Source organism: Streptomyces sp. NPDC056296, assembly GCF_042268605.1.
In the GTDB taxonomy this organism is placed as follows: domain Bacteria; phylum Actinomycetota; class Actinomycetes; order Streptomycetales; family Streptomycetaceae; genus Streptomyces.
Genome location: NZ_JBHJRX010000061.1, coordinates 36872 through 54913 on the forward strand (window position 1 = coordinate 36872; position 18042 = coordinate 54913).

Here is an 18042-nt window from a genome sequence, read left to right on the forward strand (position 1 = left end):
CGTTGAGATGAGGAGCGGTCATTGCCCACGAGGCGCGAACCAACAGCGCGGCAACTGCGCCTTGCGACGGAACTGCGCAGACTTCGCGAGGCGGCCGGCCTCACCGCCCGTCAGGCCGCGACCATGCTCGGGGTCAGCAACGTCCAGATCAGCCAGATTGAGGCAGGGCTGTCGGGAGTCAGTGAGCAGCGGCTCCGACGTCTCGCGTCCCACTACGCCTGCACGGACGAGGAACTCGTCGATGCCTTGGTGGAGATGGCCACCGACCGGACGAGAGGTTGGTGGGAAGAGTACCGAGGGCTGCTGCCCACGCCGTTCCTGGATTTGGCGGAGTTGGACCACCACGCCACATTCCAGGAGGACGTGGCCATCCTGCACGTGCCCGGCCTGTTGCAGACGGAGGGCTACGCCCGGGCCGTCTTCTCCTCCAGGATTCCCGCACTTACCGACGAGGAGCTGGAGTTGCGGGTGCGCCACCGGCTGGCCCGGCAGAGGATGGCCGCCTTCCCTCATAAGATCGTGATCCATGAGGCGGCCCTCCGGATCAGGGTCGGTGATCGCGCCGCCGCTCGGGGGCAACTCGCACGACTCCTGGAGGCCTCCGGGATCGATCGCATCACCTTGCGAGTCATCCCGTTCGACCTGGACGGGTTCGCCAGGGCGTCAAGCACGATGACCTACGTCGGTGGGGCCGTGCGCAAGCTGGACACGGTCGCGCGTGACACGCCGCACGGTGCGTTTCTCGTCGACTCCGAGGCCCAACTCGCCGCCTACCGAACGCGCTTCCGTAAAGTAGAGAACGTCTCGCTTGCCCCGGATCGATCGCGTGAATTCATCCATCGGCTGACGAAGGAGCTGTGAGTCCCATGGACAACTGGCGAAAGTCGTCCTACTCGGGCGAGGGCGACGGCAACAATTGCGTCGAAGTCGCGACCCGCGCAGCTCGAATCGCCGTCCGCGACAGCAAAGCCCCCGCCCGGGCCACCCTCAGTTTCCCCCGCACCGCCTTCACTCACTTCCTCCAGGCGCTGACGGATCCCGCAGGCAATCCGTGACGCCCGCGTCGGGCCAAGTCGCCACCAGCGCCCGCTGATCCGGGAACCGGGCGCCGCCGATCCGCACGCGCGTCGCCTCCCCGTCGAGCCAGCACACTTCCTCGGGGCCCCCGTCGCCCGTGTCGAACAGGCAGCACACGCCGCCGATGTCGGCGGTGAGGTCGGTGAACGTCTTCCTGATGCTCGCCGAACGCGCGAACAGGCGGCTCATCCCCGACGTCGCGGCCCAGAACTCCAGCGACGCGTAACCGGGGTGCAGGAAGGACTCGAACCGGACCGCCAGGTAGACGTACCCGATCCGGACCCGCCCGTTCACCTCGGTCGGCAGGCCGGACGACTCCCCATATGCGCGCACCGCCTCGTCCACGCCGAACATGAGCGACGTGTCCAGGCGGAACTCGCCGCTCGCGGAGCAGTCGACCGGATCGCTGCCGAAGTCGGACGTGAACGGGAGGACGATCCGCTCACCGCCGGGCAGCGTGACGTCGAGCGGCGGCACGTCACGGGACGGGGGCGCCAGCTCGGCCACGGCGGTCAGCGCCCCCGCGACGTTCCGAGGAGCCAGATAGATGTCGTAGCCGTAGGTCAGCCCCATTTTCCCCTCCGTCGCGCCGGCGCGATCCGCCCGTCCGCATGATCTTGCCGGACCGGTCACCGCTGTCACACCCCACCGGTACCGTCAGATCATGCCCAACCAGTCCGATGCCGCTCCCGGTGAACGGCGACTCGCCACCCTCGAAGGCGTCCTGGAACGCATCACGTACGCCAACGAGGAGAACGGCTACACCGTCGCCCGCGTCGACACCGGCAGAGGCGCCGGCGACCTCCTCACAGTCGTCGGCGCGCTGCTCGGCGCCCAGGCCGGCGAGTCCCTGCGCATGGAGGGCCGCTGGGGCTCGCACCCCCAGTACGGCAAGCAGTTCCACGTGGAGAACTACACGACCGTGCTCCCGGCCACGGTCCAGGGCATCCGGCGTTACCTCGGCTCCGGCCTGGTCAAGGGCATCGGCCCGGTCTTCGCCGACCGCATCACGCAGCACTTCGGCGTGGACACGCTCCAGATCATCGAGGAGGAGCCCAAGCGGCTCATCGAGGTGCCCGGCCTCGGCCCCAAGCGGACCAAGAAGATCGCCGACGCGTGGGACGAGCAGAAGGCGATCAAGGAGGTCATGCTCTTCCTCCAGACCGTCGAGGTCTCGACGTCGATCGCCGTGCGGATCTACAAGAAGTACGGCGACGCGTCGATCTCCGTCGTGAAGAACCAGCCCTACCGGCTGGCGTCCGACGTCTGGGGGATCGGCTTCCTGACCGCCGACAAGATCGCCCAGTCCGTCGGCATCCCGCACGACAGCCCGGAGCGGGTGAAGGCGGGGCTGCAGTACGCCCTGTCGCAGGCCACCGACCAGGGGCACTGCTACCTCCCCGAGGAGAAGCTGATCGCCGACGCGGTGAAGCTGCTCCAGGTGGACACCGGGCTGGTCATCGAGTGCCTCGCCGAGCTGGCCGCCGAGCCCGAGGAGGGCGAGGACCCCGGCGTCGTACGCGAGAAGGTCCCCGACCCGGAGGGCGGCGACCCCGTCACCGCCGTCTACCTCGTCCCCTTCCACCGCGCCGAGCTGGCCCTCTCCGCCCAGCTGCTGCGCCTCCTGCGCACCGGCGAGGACCGGATGCCGGGGTTCGGGGACGTGGCCTGGGACAAGGCCCTGGGATGGCTGAAGGGCCGTACCGGCGCCGACCTCGCCCCCGAGCAGGAGGACGCCGTCAAACTCGCCCTCACCGAAAAGGTCGCCGTCCTGACCGGCGGGCCGGGCTGCGGCAAGTCGTTCACCGTCAGGTCCGTCGTCGAGCTGGCCCGCGCGAAGAAGGCGAAGGTGGTGCTCGCCGCGCCGACCGGGCGGGCCGCCAAGCGCCTCGCCGAGCTGACCGGCGCCGAGGCCTCCACCGTGCACCGCCTGCTGGAGCTCAAGCCGGGCGGCGACGCCGCCTACGACCGGGACCGGCCGCTGGACGCCGACCTCGTCGTGGTGGACGAGGCGTCGATGCTGGACCTGCTCCTCGCCAACAAGCTGGTCAAGGCCGTGCCGCCCGGCGCTCACCTGCTCTTCGTCGGGGACGTCGACCAGCTGCCCAGCGTGGGCGCGGGGGAGGTGCTCCGGGACCTGCTCGCCCCCGGCAGCCCCGTCCCCGCCGTCCGCCTCACCCGCGTCTTCCGCCAGGCCCAGCAGTCGGGGGTGGTGACCAACGCGCACCGGATCAACGCCGGGCAGCACCCGCACACCGACGGCATGAAGGACTTCTTCCTCTTCGTCGAGGACGACACGGAGGAGGCGGGGCGGCTCACGGTGGACGTCGCCGCGCGCCGCATCCCGGCGAAGTTCGGGCTCGACCCGCGCCGGGACGTGCAGGTCCTCGCGCCCATGCACCGGGGGCCCGCCGGCGCGGGCACGCTGAACGGGCTGCTCCAGCAGGCCGTCACCCCGGGGCGCCCGGACGTGCCGGAGAAGCGGTTCGGCGGTCGTGTCTTCCGGGTCGGCGACAAGGTCACCCAGATTCGCAACAATTACGAGAAGGGTGAGAACGGCGTCTTCAACGGCACCGTCGGCGTGGTCACCTCGCTCGACCCGGTGGAGCAGCGCCTCACCGTGCTGACGGACGAGGACGAGGAGGTTCCGTACGAGTTCGACGAACTGGACGAGCTGGCCCACGCCTACGCGGTGACCATCCATCGCTCGCAGGGGAGCGAGTACCCGGCGGTCGTCATCCCCGTGACCACCGGCGCCTGGATGATGCTCCAGCGGAACCTGCTGTACACGGCGGTCACCCGGGCCAAGAAGCTGGTCGTCCTCGTCGGTTCCCGCAAGGCGATCGGGCAGGCGGTGCGCACGGTGTCGGCCGGCCGGCGCTGCACGGCGCTCGACTTCCGGCTGGCGGGCTCCTGACCCGGAGACCTTCCGGTGAAACCTCTCCACCTGTGTGAAAAAAATGATCGATCAAACGAGTCGCAAAGGTCACAGAGCACTTCCGGAAGGGAAGGAGAGGGGGCAGGATGAGCAAATTGGCGGCACTGAGTGCCGCCAATAGGCCCGATGGTCGACCCCGAGTGCACTCTCCTGAGCCAAGTGGGGGATGGTAGAGACAGTCAGGGCACCTCGAAGATGAGGCACTACGTCGGTGAGGGAAGACGTGAGCGACAACTCAGTAGTACTGCGGTACGGCGACGGCGAGTACACCTACCCGGTGATCGACAGCACCGTCGGCGACAAGGGCTTCGACATCGGGAAGCTCCGCGCCCAGACCGGTCTGGTGACGCTGGACAGCGGTTACGGCAACACCGCCGCCTATAAATCCGCCATCACGTATCTGGACGGCGAGGCGGGCATCCTCCGGTACCGCGGCTACCCGATCGAGCAGCTGGCCGAGCGCTCCTCCTTCGTGGAGGTCGCCTACCTGCTGATCAACGGCGAGCTGCCGACCGTCGACGAGCTCACCGCGTTCAAGAACGAGATCACGCAGCACACCCTGCTGCACGAGGACGTCAAGAACTTCTACAAGGGCTTCCCGCGCGACGCCCACCCGATGGCCATGCTGTCGTCGGTCGTCTCGGCGCTGTCGACGTTCTACCAGGACAGCCACAACCCGTTCGACGAGCGCCAGCGCAACCTTTCCACGATCCGGCTGCTCGCGAAGCTTCCGACGATCGCGGCCTACGCGTACAAGAAGTCGATCGGCCACCCGTTCGTCTACCCGCGCAACGACCTCGGCTACGTCGAGAACTTCCTGCGCATGACGTTCTCGGTCCCGGCGCAGGAGTACGAGCTCGACCCGACGGTCGTGGCCGCCCTGGACAAGCTGCTGATCCTGCACGCGGACCACGAGCAGAACTGCTCGACCTCCACGGTCCGCCTGGTCGGCTCCTCGCAGGCGAACATGTTCGCCTCGATCTCCGCCGGCATCAACGCGCTCTGGGGCCCGCTGCACGGCGGCGCCAACCAGTCGGTGCTGGAGATGCTGGAGGGCATCCGCGACTCCGGCGGCGACGTCGACACCTTCATCCGCAAGGTGAAGAACAAGGAGGACGGCGTCCGCCTGATGGGCTTCGGCCACCGGGTCTACAAGAACTTCGACCCGCGCGCCAAGATCATCAAGGCCGCCGCGCACGACGTGCTCTCCGCCCTCGGCAAGTCCGACGAGCTGCTGGACATCGCCCTGAAGCTGGAGGAGCACGCGCTCTCCGACGACTACTTCGTCTCGCGCAGCCTCTACCCGAACGTCGACTTCTACACCGGCCTGATCTACCGGGCCATGGGCTTCCCGACCGAGATGTTCACGGTCCTGTTCGCCCTCGGCCGGCTGCCGGGCTGGATCGCCCAGTGGCACGAGATGATCAAGGAGCCGGGCTCCCGCATCGGCCGCCCGCGCCAGATCTACACGGGCGTCGTCGAGCGCGACTTCGTCCCCGTCGAGGAGCGCTGAGCCGCCAGGCACCCCCGCAGCGCGTCCAGAGAGTCCCGTGCCGCCCCGAGCGGTACGGGACTCTTCTGTGGGCGGCGGCGGGCCGGGCGGCGGTGGCACGAACAGCAGAAGGCGCCCTGGCGCCGGTCCCCCCACGGGCCGACGAACCAGGGCGCCTTCCCATGTCCCGGTGCGGATTCCCCCCACGGGATCCGGCCGGGCGTATGTGAGGACAGCGCCTGAATCGCTGTACTGAGCGCAACGAGCAGAACCCGTCACGCCTGTTGTGCTCGTCGTGCGGTCTGCCGGGACAGCGCACGCCCGGGAGGGCCGCTCAAAGCTTCCCGGTGTACGTGTCCCGGCAACGCAGCTCTGGGAAAGTCCCCCAAGACGTCCCCAGATGCCAGGTGGCGCCCCCCAAGACGCTGCCTGACATCGCCAACTTAGACCTTCGAACCCCTTCGATGGTTACGTTCGCATCACTGTGATCTGCGTCTCTTGCATATGTCCGTTAGGTGCGCAAGAGCCCCGGTACGTGTGACGGGACCCAAGCGTAAGGAAGATGCGCGAGCCTTGTGAAGAGCTTATGTGAGTCGAGTGCCGGACTCCAGAGGTGCCGGCCCTCGACCTGCGGGGAATGCGCGCTCAGTGAAAGGCCCGGAGCCGGAGGCTGTTGGTGACCACGAACACCGAGGAGAAGGCCATCGCCGCCCCCGCGATCATCGGGTTGAGCATCCCGGCGGCGGCCAGCGGCAGCGCGGCCACGTTGTAGCCGAAGGCCCACACGAGGTTGCCCTTGATCGTGGAGAGGGTGCGCCGGGACAGCCGGATCGCGTCCGCGGCCACCCGCAGGTCCCCGCGCACCAGCGTCAGGTCGCCCGCCTCGATCGCCGCGTCCGTCCCCGTGCCCATCGCCAGACCCAGATCGGCGACGGCGAGCGCGGCCGCGTCGTTGACGCCGTCCCCGACCATGGCGACCGTACGGCCCTCGGCCCGCAGCCGTTCCACCACGGCGACCTTGTCCTCGGGCAGCACCTCGGCGATCACCTCGTCGATGCCGACCGCTCCGGCGACCGCCTCGGCGACACGCCTGTTGTCCCCGGTCAGCAGCACGGGGGTGAGGCCCAGCCGGCGCAGCTCGGCCACCGCATCGGCGCTGGTCTCCTTCACCGCGTCCGCCACGGAGACGACCCCGCGCGCCGCGCCGTCCCAGCCGACCACGACGGCCGTACGACCGTCCCTCTCGGCCTCGTCCCTGGCACGCGCCACCCCGGGCGGGAGAGCGTCGTAGAGGCGCCCCACGGCCACCTCGCGGCCCTCCACGCGTGCGCGTACGCCGCGCCCGGGGACGTTCTCGAAGTCCTCGGCGCCCGGCAGCGCGCCGACCCTCTCCTCGGCACCGGCCGCGATCGCGCGGGCCACGGGGTGCTCGGAGGCGTGCTCGACGGCGCCCGCGAGCCGCAGCAGCTCCGCCTCGTCGGTGCCCTCGGCGGCGTACACCTCGTGGAGGGTCATGCGGCCGGTGGTGACGGTGCCCGTCTTGTCCAGGACGACCGTGTCGACGCGCCGCGTGGACTCCAGTACCTCGGGCCCCTTGATCAGGATGCCGAGCTGGGCGCCGCGTCCGGTGCCCACCATCAGCGCGGTCGGCGTGGCCAGACCCAGCGCGCACGGGCACGCGATGATCAGTACGGCCACGGCGGCCGTGAACGCGGCGACCGTGTCACCGGTGGCGCCCAGCCACCCGCCGAAGGTGGCGACCGCGATCAGCAGCACGACGGGCACGAAGACGCCGGAGATCCGGTCGGCGAGCCGCTGTACCTCGGCCTTGCCGCTCTGCGCGTCCTCGACCAGCTTCGCCATCCGCGCCAGCTGTGTGTCCGCGCCGACCCGGGTGGCCTCGACGACCAGTCGGCCGCCGGCGTTGACCGTGGCGCCGGTGACGGCGTCACCGGCCGTCACGTCCACCGGCACCGACTCGCCGGTCAGCATCGAGGCGTCCACGGCGGAGGCGCCCTCGGTCACCGTCCCGTCGGTGGCGATCTTCTCGCCGGGCCGTACGACGAACCGGTCGCCGACCGCCAGCCGGGCCACCGGGATCCGCACCTCGCGCCCGTCCCGCAGTACGGCGACGTCCCTGGCGCCCAGCTCCATCAGTGCCCGCAGCGCGGCGCCGGCGCGGCGCTTGGAACGGGCCTCCAGCCAGCGGCCGAGGAGGAGGAAGGCGGTGACCCCGGCGGCGGCCTCCAGGTAGATCGTGGAGGCGCCGTCGGTGCGGGAGACGGTGAGGTCGAAGCCGTGCCGCATGCCCGGCATGCCCGCGTCCCCGAAGAACAGCGCCCACAGCGACCAGCCGAACGCCGCGAGAGTGCCGAGCGAGACCAGCGTGTCCATGGTGGCCGCGCCGTGCCGGACGTTCGTCCAGGCGGCGCGGTGGAAGGGGAGGCCGCCCCAGACGACGACGGGCGCGGCCAGGGTGAGCGAGAGCCACTGCCAGTTGTCGAACTGGAGCGCCGGGACCATCGCGAGCAGGACCACCGGAGCGGCGAGGAGGACCGAGACGACCAGGCGCTGACGCAGGGCCGCCGGCTCGGGGTCCTCGCCGCTGTGCTCGGGCTCGGCCTCGTCGGCGGGCTCCGGCGGCGGCGCCGGTTCCTCGGCGGAGTACCCGGTCTTCACGACGGTGGCGATCAGGTCGGCGACCGGGGTGGCCGCCGGGTGGGTGATCCGGGCCTTCTCCGTCGCGTAGTTCACCGTGGCGGTGACACCGTCCATGCGGTTGAGCTTCTTCTCGACGCGAGCCGCGCAGGAGGCACAGGTCATCCCGCCGATGAGCAGCTCGACCTCGGCGAGGTGCGGGTCGGCGGCCGTCGCGGCGGTGCGTGCCTCCGCGGTGGTGCTGGTCATGGTCCGGCCTCCAGAACGGAACGGTGCGTGCGCCGTGGCTCAGGCCCTGCCGACGAGCTCGAAGCCCGCCTCGTCCACGGCGGCGCGTACGGCCTCGTCGTCCAGGGGCGTCTCGGAGACGACGGTGACCTCGCCGGTCGAGGCGACGGCCCGCGCCGAGCCGACGCCGGCGATCTCGGAGATCTCGCCGGAGACGGCGCCCTCGCAGTGTCCGCAGCTCATTCCGCTCACCTTGTAGACGGTGGTGACGGAGCCCTGGGTGTCGGTCTGGGCGGTCATGTCGTTACTCCTCGTCGGGGCGTTCATGGCGGGTACCCGTGATCCAGCGTGGACCACTCACCTCCCACTGTACCCCTAGGGGGTATCAGTCCCGCACAGTCTGCCGTGAGATGGGGGACCGGAAGCGGGAATGCCGGTACGGAAGTGAGGGTGACGGATGCGCGCGGTCGTGTTCGAGCGGTTCGGGGAGCCCGCCGAGGTACGGGAGGTGCCCGACCCGGAGCCCGCGCCGCACGGCGTCGTGGTCCGCGTCGAGGCGACCGGGCTGTGCCGCAGCGACTGGCACGGCTGGCAGGGCCACGACGCGGACATCGAGCTGCCGCACGTGCCCGGTCACGAACTCGCCGGTGTCGTGGCGGCGGTCGGCGACCGGGTGGCCGGGTGGCGGCCCGGCGACCGGGTGACCGTGCCCTTCGTCTGCGCCTGCGGGAGCTGCGGGGCGTGTGCGGCGGGCGATCAGCAGGTGTGCGAACGGCAGACCCAGCCCGGCTTCACCCACTGGGGCTCCTTCGCCGAGTACGTGGCCCTCGACCACGCCGACGTCAACCTCGTCGCCGTACCCGAGGGCATGTCGTACGCGACGGCCGCCTCCCTCGGCTGCCGGTTCGCCACGGCGTTCCGGGCCGTGGTGCGGCAGGGGCGCCTCGCGGCGGGGGAGTGGGTCGCGGTGCACGGCTGCGGCGGCGTCGGTCTGTCGGCCGTGATGATCGCGGCGGCCGCGGGCGCGCGGGTCGTCGCCGTGGACGTGTCGCCCCGGGCGCTGGAGCTGGCGCGTGCGTTCGGCGCGGCGGAGTGTGTGGACGCGGCCCGGACGCCGGACACGGCGGCGGCGGTCCGCGACCTCACCGGCGGCGGCGCCCACCTCTCCCTCGACGCCCTCGGCTCGCCCGTCACCTGCGCCGCGTCCGTGAACGGCCTGCGCCGCCGCGGCCGGCATGTCCAGGTCGGGCTGCTGCCCTCGCCGGACGGCACCACACCGGTGCCGATGGCCCGGGCCGTCGCCCTGGAGCTGGAACTCGTCGGCAGCCACGGGATGGCCGCGCACACCTACCCGCCGATGCTGGAGCTGGTCCGCACGGGAGCGCTCCGGCCCGACCTGCTGGTGACGTCCACCATCGGGCTGGACGAGGTCCCGGCCGCACTGGCCGCGATGGGGACGGCATCCGGCGCGGGGGTGACGGTCATCGAGCCGTGACGCCGGCCTCGGGGCGGGTGCCGTCGGTCCGGGGGTGCCCGCGGTGGGCGGCCCACTGGTGGTCGAGGACGGCCATCAGCACCTCGTCCGCCCACGCGCCGTCGCGCCACTCCGCCTCGCGCCGGATCCCCTCCAGCACGAACCCGACCTTCTCGTAGACCCGCACGGCCCGGTGGTTGTCGGCGTAGGCGTCCAACTGGATCCGGTGCAGGCCCAGTTCCTCGAAGCCGTATCCGACGATCAGCCGGGTCGCCTCGGTGCCGACGCCCCGGCCGCGGCCCCGCGCGCCGATCAGGGTGCGGAAGGTGCAGGTACGGCTCTCGGGCTCCCATTCGTTGAGTACGACCTCGCCGAGGAGTCCGCCGTCGGCGGGATCGGTGACCGCCAGGTCGAGCCGGTCGGGCTGCGCGCCGCGGGAGCCGTACCAGGTGCGCAGCAGCTCCGGGGTGAGCTCGTGTCCCGGCGAGCCGGTGAAGCGCTCCACCTCGGGGTCGTTGATGATCGCCCACATCTGCTCGGCGTCGGCCTCGGTGAACGGTCGCAGTACGGTCCTGTCGCCGGTCAGGACGGGTTTGACGGAGAAGTCCATGGGCTGCACTGTGCCCCACCCGCCAGTGAGGCACAGAACGATTTTCCGACCTATCGCTTCCGGTTGCGTGGCCGGGACGCCACCCAGGCCCGGACCGTGTCCGCGTACCAGTACGGTTTCCCGCCCTCCACGTGGTCGGGCGGGGGCAGCAGCCCGTGCTTGCGGTACGACCGCACGGTGTCCGGCTGTACCCGGATGTGGGCCGCGATGTCCTTGTAGGACCAGAGCCTTCGGTCGGTCACTAGTCGCACCTCCCTGCGCGCACCGCGGCGGCGACCGGGGACGGACGCCGGGGGGAGCCGGGCGCTGCGCTGGCGATCACCAAGCCTGTGGGGGGTGAACGACGTGGAGCGGGGGACGGTCAGGGGCCGTTCCCGGGTGTGACGGAAGGCCTGCGTGCGCGTGACATGTGTGACACGAGGGTCGTCTTTGTGACAGGAGTGCCGCAAAGGGATACACCGGAGTCCGGGCGTGGCGCGTTGACTGCGGGGGCCTGGGGGTGCGGTGCGCGTGGGCGGGCCGCCGTCCGGACCATGTCGTCGGCCATGTCGTCAGCTATTTCGTCCGAATGTCCGGACAAAACATTGACAGGCCGCACGCGTGGGGCTAGAAACCGGGGGAGACGCAACGGCGGGCAGGCAACGACGGGCACGAAGGGGAACGTGATGGCGCACGACCCGATGGCCGGGGGCGCAAGTCCCCTTACGTCGTCGCCGGTTCCCCCACCAAACGCCTCCGGCGCGGGAAGGCCGCTTCGCCCTGGCAGGAGCGAAGTCCGAGCGCCGACTCCCCGCTCGTACCGGCCCCGCGCCGGAGGTTTCCGCGTCCCGTCGCCGTACGGGCCGCCGACACTGCCCCACGTGTCTACGCGGACACCCAAACCGCATACACAGTGTCGGGCGCGCCCGCAGCGCCCGGCTGCTGGGATGGACCCATGGCAGTGACCACGACCCGATCGTCGCCGGTCACGGCCCGTGAGCTGGACCAACGGCACGTCTCGACCCGTCGCCGCCATCTGTGAAGGAGTTCTCGGTCATGACGAACATCGTCAACCACTGGATCGGCGGCAAGACCGCCGAAGGCGCCTCGGGTACGTACGGGCCGGTGACCGACCCGGCGACCGGCGCGGTCACCACGAAGGTCGCCTTCGCCTCCGTCGACGAGGTGGACGCCGCGGTCGCCGCCGCCAAGGACGCTTACCTGACCTGGGGTCAGTCCTCGCTGGCGCAGCGCACCTCGATCCTCTTCAAGTTCCGGGCGCTGCTGGACGCGCACCGCGACGAGATCGCCGCGCTGATCACCGCCGAGCACGGCAAGGTGCACTCCGACGCGCTCGGCGAGGTCGCGCGCGGCCTGGAGATCGTCGACCTGGCCTGCGGCATCACCGTGCAGCTCAAGGGCGAGCTGTCGACGCAGGTCGCCACCCGCGTCGACGTGTCCTCGATCCGGCAGCCGCTCGGCGTGGTCGCCGGTATCACGCCGTTCAACTTCCCGGCGATGGTGCCGATGTGGATGTTCCCCATCGCCATCGCCTGCGGCAACACCTTCGTGCTCAAGCCGAGCGAGAAGGACCCGTCGGCCGCGATGAAGATCGCCGAGCTGTTCTCCGAGGCCGGTCTGCCGGACGGCGTCTTCAACGTCGTGCACGGTGACAAGGTGGCCGTGGACCGCCTCCTAGAACACCCGGACGTCAAGGCGGTCTCGTTCGTCGGCTCGACCCCGATCGCCCGCTACATCCACACCACCGCCTCCGCCAACGGCAAGCGCGTGCAGGCGCTCGGCGGCGCCAAGAACCACATGCTGGTGCTGCCGGACGCCGACCTCGACGCGGCGGCCGACGCGGCGGTGAGCGCGGCCTACGGCTCGGCCGGCGAGCGCTGCATGGCGATCTCCGCGGTCGTCGCGGTCGGCGCCGTCGGCGACGAACTGGTCGAGAAGATCCGCGAGCGCGCCGAGAAGATCAAGATCGGCCCCGGCGACGACCCGGCGTCGGAGATGGGCCCCCTCATCACCAAGGCGCACCGCGACAAGGTGGCGTCCTACGTAGAGGGCGCGGCGGCCGAGGGCTGCGAGGTCGTCCTGGACGGCACCGGACACACGGTCGACGGTCACGAGGACGGCCACTGGATCGGCATCTCCCTGCTGGACCGGGTGCCGACCACGGCGAAGGCCTACCAGGACGAGATCTTCGGCCCGGTCCTGTGCGTGCTGCGCGCCGAGACCTACGAGGAGGGCATCGCGCTCATCAACGCCTCACCCTTCGGCAACGGCACCGCGATCTTCACCCGGGACGGCGGCGCGGCCCGCCGCTTCCAGCTGGAGGTCGAGGCCGGCATGGTCGGCGTGAACGTCCCGATCCCGGTCCCCGTGGGCTACCACTCCTTCGGCGGCTGGAAGGACAGCCTCTTCGGCGACCACCACATCTACGGCAACGACGGCACGCACTTCTACACCCGCGGCAAGGTCGTCACCACCCGCTGGCCGGACCCGGCCGACGGCCCGGCGGGCGTGGACCTGGGTTTCCCCCGCAACCACTGAGACGCGGCCGCCCGAGACACCCGGTGCCTCCGTCCCACCCGGTGGGACGGAGGCACCGGCACGCGTGTCAGCCCTGCTGCACTCCGGAGTTCTTCACTTCCTCCGTGAGGTCGCCGGTCTGCCCGGCGGGCGGGGCCACGATCTCCTTGGTGGCGCCGAACTTGTCGAAGTCCATGGTGACCTCCATGGCGCCGAACTCCTGCTTCAGGCGCACCGGCAGGTCCTTGTCGCCCACCCAGATGTCCATGGTGATCGAGCTGCCGCCGGTGGCGGAGTCGAGCATGCTGTCGGCGCCGCTGAAGGCCTCCTTGAACTTGCCCATGTCCTCCTGGTCGAGCACGGCCCGGTAGTGGGTCGTGGACTTGCCGTTGACGGTCTCCTTGCCGAGGTCCTCGACGTCGCTCGCGTACTTGAGGCCCTTCATGGAGTCCGCCGGGCTGGCACCGCCGCCGCCCCCGCTCATCGCGGCGGCACCCGACTCGCCGAACACGGCCGACCCGTCGATCTTCATCCACTCCTTGCCCGCGAGCGGGCCGGCGGGCTGGGGGTCGATGTCGTAGTAGTAGGCGCCGTCCACGAACAGGGTGCGCACGGTCGGGGAGTCCGTGAGCTCCTGCATCTGCGCGGCCTCGGCGTCCATCTCGACGTCGAGCGCGTAGCCGTCGCCCCAGGAGTACGTGCCGTCCATGGAGATCGGCTCTCCGGTGCCCAGGTCGGTCGTCGTCCTGACCTCGGCGGAGCCCAGCTCCTCGGTCCGGTCGGTGGCCCGCGAGAGCGCGGCCATGATCGTGTCGGCCTTGCTCACGGCCTTGTCGGCCGCCTTGTCGGCGCTCTCGGCGGCCGTCTTGGCGCCCTCCGAGCCGCACGCGGTCGCCGCGACCATCGCCGCCGCCGTCAGCCCCACCCAGGCAGCGGTGTATGTCAGCTTCATGAGTCCCCACCCGTTGCTGTGTTCCTGTGATTCACCTGTGTACAGGACTCTACCGGCCCCCACCGACAGCATCCGGGCCCCGGACGACGGAACGTTTTTTTGCCCCGTTCCTTGCCCGGCCGTGACCGGGGGTCCGGGGGCCTGCCCGGCCGTGACCGGCGGTCCGGGAGTCCGCCCGGTCGTAACCGGCGGTCCGGGGGCCTGCCCGGCCGTGACCGGCGGTCCGGGAGTCCGCCCGGCCGTGACCGGGGGTCCGGGGGCCTGCCCGGCCGTGACCGGCGGTCCGGGAATCCGCCCGGTCGTAACCCGCGGACCGGGAGCCCTGCGGCCGAACCCGGCGGTCCAGGAGCCCGTTCGGCGTGCGGCCCGCCCTACCGCGTTCGTGGTACGCGGCACCGTCGCCGTACTTCCGTGGGAGGGGCGGCGGTTCAGCCCCCGGGCTGCCCCCGTTGTCGGCGGCGGCCCGTACCGTTGACGCATGGATCTTCGACTGCCCCGCGTGCGAGGGCTGCTACGGGGGCCGCGGCGGACGCTCTGTGCCGCGGCCGCCGTCGTCGTACTCGCCGGCGCCGGGACATGGACGGCCGTCGCCGGCGACGACCCGCCCCCGGTGCACCGCGCCGACCGGGTCATGGCCGTGGGCGACGGGGTGCGCCTGGACACCTCCTACTTCACGGCGGGCTCCGGCGGCCCCCGCCCGGCCGTCCTGCTCGCGCACGGCTTCGGCGGCAGCAAGGCCGACGTACGGGAGCAGGCCGAGAGCCTCGCGCGGGACGGGTACGCGGTCCTGACCTGGTCGGCGCGCGGCTTCGGCAAGTCCACGGGGAAGATCGGGCTGAACGCCCCGGACGGCGAGGTCGCCGACGTGTCCCGGCTGATCGACTGGCTGGCGAAGCAGCCGCAGATCCGGCTGGACGAGAAGGGCGACCCGCGCGTGGGCGTCGCCGGCGGCTCCTACGGCGGCGCGGTCGCGCTGCTGGCCGCCGGGCACGACCGACGGGTGGACGCGATCGCCCCCGCCATAACGTACTGGAACCTCTCGGACGCCCTCTTCCCGAACGGCGTCTTCAAGAAGCTGTGGGCCGGCATCTTCGTCAACCTCGGCGGCGGCTGCGACCGGTTCGAGGACCAGCTCTGCCGCATGTACCAGCGAGTCGCCGAGTCCGGACAGCCGGACCCGAAGGCCGTGGAACTCCTCGACGAACGCAGCCCGCAGGCCGTCGGCGAGCGCATCGACGTGCCCACGCTGCTGATGCAGGGCCAGACCGACTCCCTCTTCCCGCTCGGCCAGGCCGACCGGGCCGCGCAGGCGATCCGCGCCAACGGCGCCCCGGTGGCCGTCGACTGGATCTCGGGCGGCCACGACGGCGGCGACCTGGAGACGGACCGGGTCCAGGCCCGCGTCGGCGAATGGTTCGACCGCTATCTGAAGGACGACGAGTCGGCCGGTACCGGCCCCGGCTTCCGCGTCAGCCGCACCCTCGGCTCCGGCAGCGGCGACGGCGAACCCCGCCTGGAGGGCGTGAGCGCCGACTCCTACCCCGGCCTGGGCGGCGAGCCCCGCGCGATCGAACTGCGCGGACGCAAGCAGAGCTTCGACAACCCGGCAGGCGCCAGCCCGCCCGCGGTCTCCGCGCTGCCCGGAATCGGCGGCTCCGGCGGACTGTCCCAGCTCTCCTCGCTCGGACTCGGCGTCTCCCTGGACTTCCCCGGCCAGTTCGCCGCCTTCGAGTCGGCGCCCGTCCGGGAGGACCTCCAGATCACCGGCTCCCCGACCGCGACCGTCCATGTGAAGTCCACCCGCGACGAGGCCGTGCTCTTCGCCAAGGTGTACGACGTCGCCCCCGGCGGCGCCCAGCAGGTGCTCCCCTCCCAACTGGTCACGCCCGTCAGGGTGGCGGACGCCAAGGCGGGCCGGGACGTGAAGATCACCCTGCCGGCCGTCGACCACGAGATCGAGAGCGGTCACCGGCTGCGCCTGGTCCTCTCCTCCACCGACCTCGGCTACGCCTCCCCGGCCGCCCCCGCCACGTACACCGTCTCCCTGAAGGGCGACCTGAAGGTGCCGACGGCACTCGGCGGGACCGGACAGGTGGCCGGGCTGCCCGCCTGGGTCTGGTGGGCGCCCCTCGCGGGAGCCGCCGTCGCCGCGGCCCTGCTGCTGACCGCCCGCCGCCGCACCACGGCCCCGCCGCCCGACCCCGCGCTGGCCGACGTACCGCTCCAGATCACGGACCTCAGCAAGCGGTACGCCAAGTCCACCGACCGGTACGCCGTCCGGGACCTGTCGTTCCGGGTGGAGAAGGGCCAGGTGCTGGGCCTGCTCGGGCCGAACGGCGCCGGCAAGACGACGACCCTGCGCATGCTGATGGGCCTGATCGCGCCCGACGGCGGCGACATCCGCGTCTTCGGCCACGCCATCGCACCCGGCGCCCCCGTCCTCTCCCGCGTCGGCGCCTTCGTCGAGGGCGCGGGCTTCCTGCCGCACCTGTCCGGCCGCGAGAACCTGGAGCTGTACTGGCGGGCCACCGGCCGCCCGCCCGAGGACGCCCACCTGGACGAGGCCCTGGAGATCGCCGGCCTCGGCGACGCGCTCGCCCGCGCGGTGCGCACCTACTCCCAGGGGATGCGCCAGCGCCTCGCCATCGCCCAGGCCATGCTGGGCCTGCCCGACCTGCTGATCCTGGACGAGCCGACCAACGGCCTCGACCCGCCGCAGATCCGCGAGATGCGCGAGGTGATGATCCGCTACGCGGCGGCCGGCCGCACGGTGATCGTCTCCAGCCACCTGCTGGCCGAGGTCGAGCAGACCTGCACCCACCTGGTGGTCATGGACCACGGCAGGCTCGTCCAGGCCGGACCGGTCGGCGAGATCGTCGGCTCCGGCGACACACTGCTCGTGGGCACCTCCGCGCGCGTGGACGCGCCGCTCGTCGAGAAGGTCGCCGCCCTGCCGGGCGTGGCCTCGGCGGCCGCCACCGACGGCGGCCTGCTGGTCCGGCTCGACAGCGGGGGCACGGCCAGGGACCTGATCGCCGAACTCGTCCGCCTGGACGTGCCCGTGGAGTCGGTGGGCCCCCACCGGCGCCTCGAGGACGCCTTCCTCACCCTGATCGGAGACCCGGCATGAGCACGCTGGCCGAAGGCGCCGCGCCCGCCGGCCCCCAGGAGGTCGCCGAGGGCTACCGCGCGGGCCGCACTCTGCCGGTGCGGGTCGAGCTGGTCCGCCAGCTGAAGCGGCGCCGCACGCTCGTCATGGGCGGCATCCTGTTCGCCCTGCCGTTCGTCCTGCTCGTCGCCTTCCGGATCGGCGGCGAGCCGGGCGGCGCGAACAACCAGATCAGCCTGATGGACTCGGCCACCGCGTCCGGAGCCAACTTCGCCGCGGTGAACCTCTTCGCCTCCGCGGGCTTCCTCCTCGTCGTGCCCGTCGCCCTGTTCTTCGGGGACACGGTCGCCTCGGAGGCCGGCTGGTCGTCCCTGCGCTATCTGCTCGCGGCACCGGTGCCCCGTGCCCGCCTGCTCTGGTCCAAGCTGGTCGTCGCCCTCACCCTCAGCCTCGCCGCGATCGTCCTGCTGCCGCTGGTCGCGCTCGCCGTCGGCTCGGTCGCCTACGGCTGGGGGCCGCTGGAGCTGCCCACCGGCGGCAGCCTGCCCACCGGCACCGCGGCCGAGCGCCTGGCCATCACGGTGGCGTACGTCTTCGTCTCGCAACTGGTCACCGCCGCCCTGGCGTTCTGGCTCTCCACCAAGACGGACGCGCCGCTCGGCGCGGTCGGCGGCGCGGTCGGCCTGACCATCATCGGCAACGTCCTGGACGAGGTGACCGCCCTCGGCGACTGGCGCGACTTCCTGCCCGCGCACTGGCAGTACGCCTGGCTCGACACGGTCCGGCCCGAACTGGACTGGACCCGCCTCATCCAGGGCACGTCGCTGTCGGTGACGTACGCGCTCGTGCTGTTCGCCCTGGCCTTCCGGGGGTTCGCCCGCAAGGACATCGTGTCCTAGGTGTACTGCCCAGGGACGTTGGTCAACCTGGTGACGGGTGGTTTGCCGCCGGTTGCGGTGTGGGGGCGGTGGTGATTGTAGTGATGGA

General features: G+C 71.4%; 14 protein-coding genes and 2 pseudogenes. 10 read left to right on the forward strand and 6 right to left on the reverse strand.

Annotated features, from left to right (window positions below; genetic code table 11):
* Window positions 1–21: 21 nt before the first annotated feature.
* On the forward strand, window positions 22–861 hold the full coding sequence (locus ACFCZF_RS33675) for a helix-turn-helix transcriptional regulator (RefSeq protein ID WP_376674860.1): 840 nt from the start codon (window positions 22–24) through the stop codon (window positions 859–861).
* A complete protein-coding gene (locus ACFCZF_RS33680) occupies window positions 858–1055 on the forward strand; it encodes a DUF397 domain-containing protein (protein WP_376674861.1) in 198 nt (65 codons plus the stop codon). The genes ACFCZF_RS33675 and ACFCZF_RS33680 overlap by 4 nt, the downstream gene beginning before the upstream one ends.
* On the opposite strand, the gene ACFCZF_RS33685 is transcribed toward ACFCZF_RS33680, so the two are convergent.
* The gene (locus ACFCZF_RS33685; RefSeq protein ID WP_376674862.1) at window positions 1009–1650 is read right to left on the reverse strand and encodes a hypothetical protein; all 642 of its coding nucleotides are present in this window, start codon (window positions 1648–1650) and stop codon (window positions 1009–1011) included. The genes ACFCZF_RS33680 and ACFCZF_RS33685 overlap by 47 nt on opposite strands.
* 91 nt (window positions 1651–1741) lie before the next feature.
* Here ACFCZF_RS33685 and ACFCZF_RS33690 point away from each other — a divergent pair, with 91 nt between their 5' ends.
* Both ACFCZF_RS33690 and ACFCZF_RS33695 read left to right on the forward strand, forming a co-directional pair.
* Complete coding sequence (locus ACFCZF_RS33690) at window positions 1742–3994, forward strand: ATP-dependent RecD-like DNA helicase (protein WP_376674863.1); 2253 nt, start codon at window positions 1742–1744, stop codon at window positions 3992–3994.
* 244 nt (window positions 3995–4238) lie between these two features.
* A complete protein-coding gene (locus ACFCZF_RS33695) occupies window positions 4239–5528 on the forward strand; it encodes a citrate synthase (RefSeq protein WP_375916983.1) in 1290 nt (429 codons plus the stop codon).
* A gap of 624 nt (window positions 5529–6152) precedes the next feature.
* Here the strand turns inward: ACFCZF_RS33695 and ACFCZF_RS33700 are convergent.
* Together ACFCZF_RS33700 and ACFCZF_RS33705 are read right to left on the reverse strand one after the other, a co-directional pair.
* The gene (locus ACFCZF_RS33700) at window positions 6153–8414 is read right to left on the reverse strand and encodes a heavy metal translocating P-type ATPase (RefSeq protein WP_376674864.1); all 2262 of its coding nucleotides are present in this window, start codon (window positions 8412–8414) and stop codon (window positions 6153–6155) included.
* Between the two features lie 39 nt (window positions 8415–8453).
* Window positions 8454–8693 (reverse strand): heavy-metal-associated domain-containing protein, encoded by a 240-nt coding sequence (locus ACFCZF_RS33705; protein WP_376674865.1) that lies wholly within the window; start codon window positions 8691–8693, stop codon window positions 8454–8456.
* A 157-nt stretch (window positions 8694–8850) separates the two neighbouring features.
* On the opposite strand from ACFCZF_RS33705, the gene ACFCZF_RS33710 reads away from it, so the two are divergent.
* A complete protein-coding gene (locus ACFCZF_RS33710) occupies window positions 8851–9888 on the forward strand; it encodes a zinc-dependent alcohol dehydrogenase family protein (protein WP_376674866.1) in 1038 nt (345 codons plus the stop codon).
* Here the strand turns inward: ACFCZF_RS33710 and ACFCZF_RS33715 are convergent.
* Together ACFCZF_RS33715 and ACFCZF_RS33720 are read right to left on the reverse strand one after the other, a co-directional pair.
* Window positions 9875–10477 carry a GNAT family N-acetyltransferase gene (locus ACFCZF_RS33715; RefSeq protein ID WP_376674867.1) on the reverse strand — a complete coding sequence of 201 codons (603 nt, stop codon included), beginning with the start codon at window positions 10475–10477 and terminating at the stop codon, window positions 9875–9877. The genes ACFCZF_RS33710 and ACFCZF_RS33715 overlap by 14 nt on opposite strands.
* A 50-nt stretch (window positions 10478–10527) precedes the next feature.
* Window positions 10528–10719: an AlpA family transcriptional regulator gene (locus tag ACFCZF_RS33720; protein ID WP_073723204.1), complete on the reverse strand. Its 192-nt coding sequence runs from the start codon at window positions 10717–10719 to the stop codon at window positions 10528–10530.
* A 489-nt stretch (window positions 10720–11208) separates the two neighbouring features.
* Here ACFCZF_RS33720 and ACFCZF_RS33725 point away from each other — a divergent pair.
* The 3 genes and pseudogenes from ACFCZF_RS33725 to mmsA form a co-directional block, all read left to right on the forward strand.
* Window positions 11209–11326 (forward strand): annotated as a pseudogene (locus ACFCZF_RS33725) (5-deoxy-glucuronate isomerase); the annotation flags it as partial.
* Window positions 11316–11498 (forward strand): annotated as a pseudogene (locus tag ACFCZF_RS33730) (hypothetical protein); the annotation flags it as partial. The pseudogenes ACFCZF_RS33725 and ACFCZF_RS33730, both read left to right, overlap by 11 nt.
* 14 nt (window positions 11499–11512) lie before the next feature.
* Window positions 11513–13015: a CoA-acylating methylmalonate-semialdehyde dehydrogenase gene (mmsA, locus tag ACFCZF_RS33735; protein ID WP_375916998.1), complete on the forward strand. Its 1503-nt coding sequence runs from the start codon at window positions 11513–11515 to the stop codon at window positions 13013–13015.
* Window positions 13016–13082: 67 nt separating this feature from the next.
* Here the strand turns inward: mmsA and ACFCZF_RS33740 are convergent, their stop codons facing one another.
* Window positions 13083–13946, reverse strand: coding sequence for a hypothetical protein (locus ACFCZF_RS33740; protein WP_376674868.1), 864 nt, complete (start codon window positions 13944–13946; stop codon window positions 13083–13085).
* Between the two features lie 478 nt (window positions 13947–14424).
* On the opposite strand from ACFCZF_RS33740, the gene ACFCZF_RS33745 reads away from it, so the two are divergent.
* Together ACFCZF_RS33745 and ACFCZF_RS33750 are read left to right on the forward strand one after the other, a co-directional pair.
* Complete coding sequence (locus tag ACFCZF_RS33745) at window positions 14425–17076, forward strand: CocE/NonD family hydrolase (RefSeq protein WP_376674869.1); 2652 nt, start codon at window positions 14425–14427, stop codon at window positions 17074–17076.
* Entirely contained in the window at window positions 17073–17954 is an 882-nt protein-coding gene (locus tag ACFCZF_RS33750; RefSeq protein ID WP_375917006.1) for an ABC transporter permease, read from the forward strand. The genes ACFCZF_RS33745 and ACFCZF_RS33750 overlap by 4 nt, the downstream gene beginning before the upstream one ends.
* Window positions 17955–18042 lie beyond the last annotated feature (88 nt).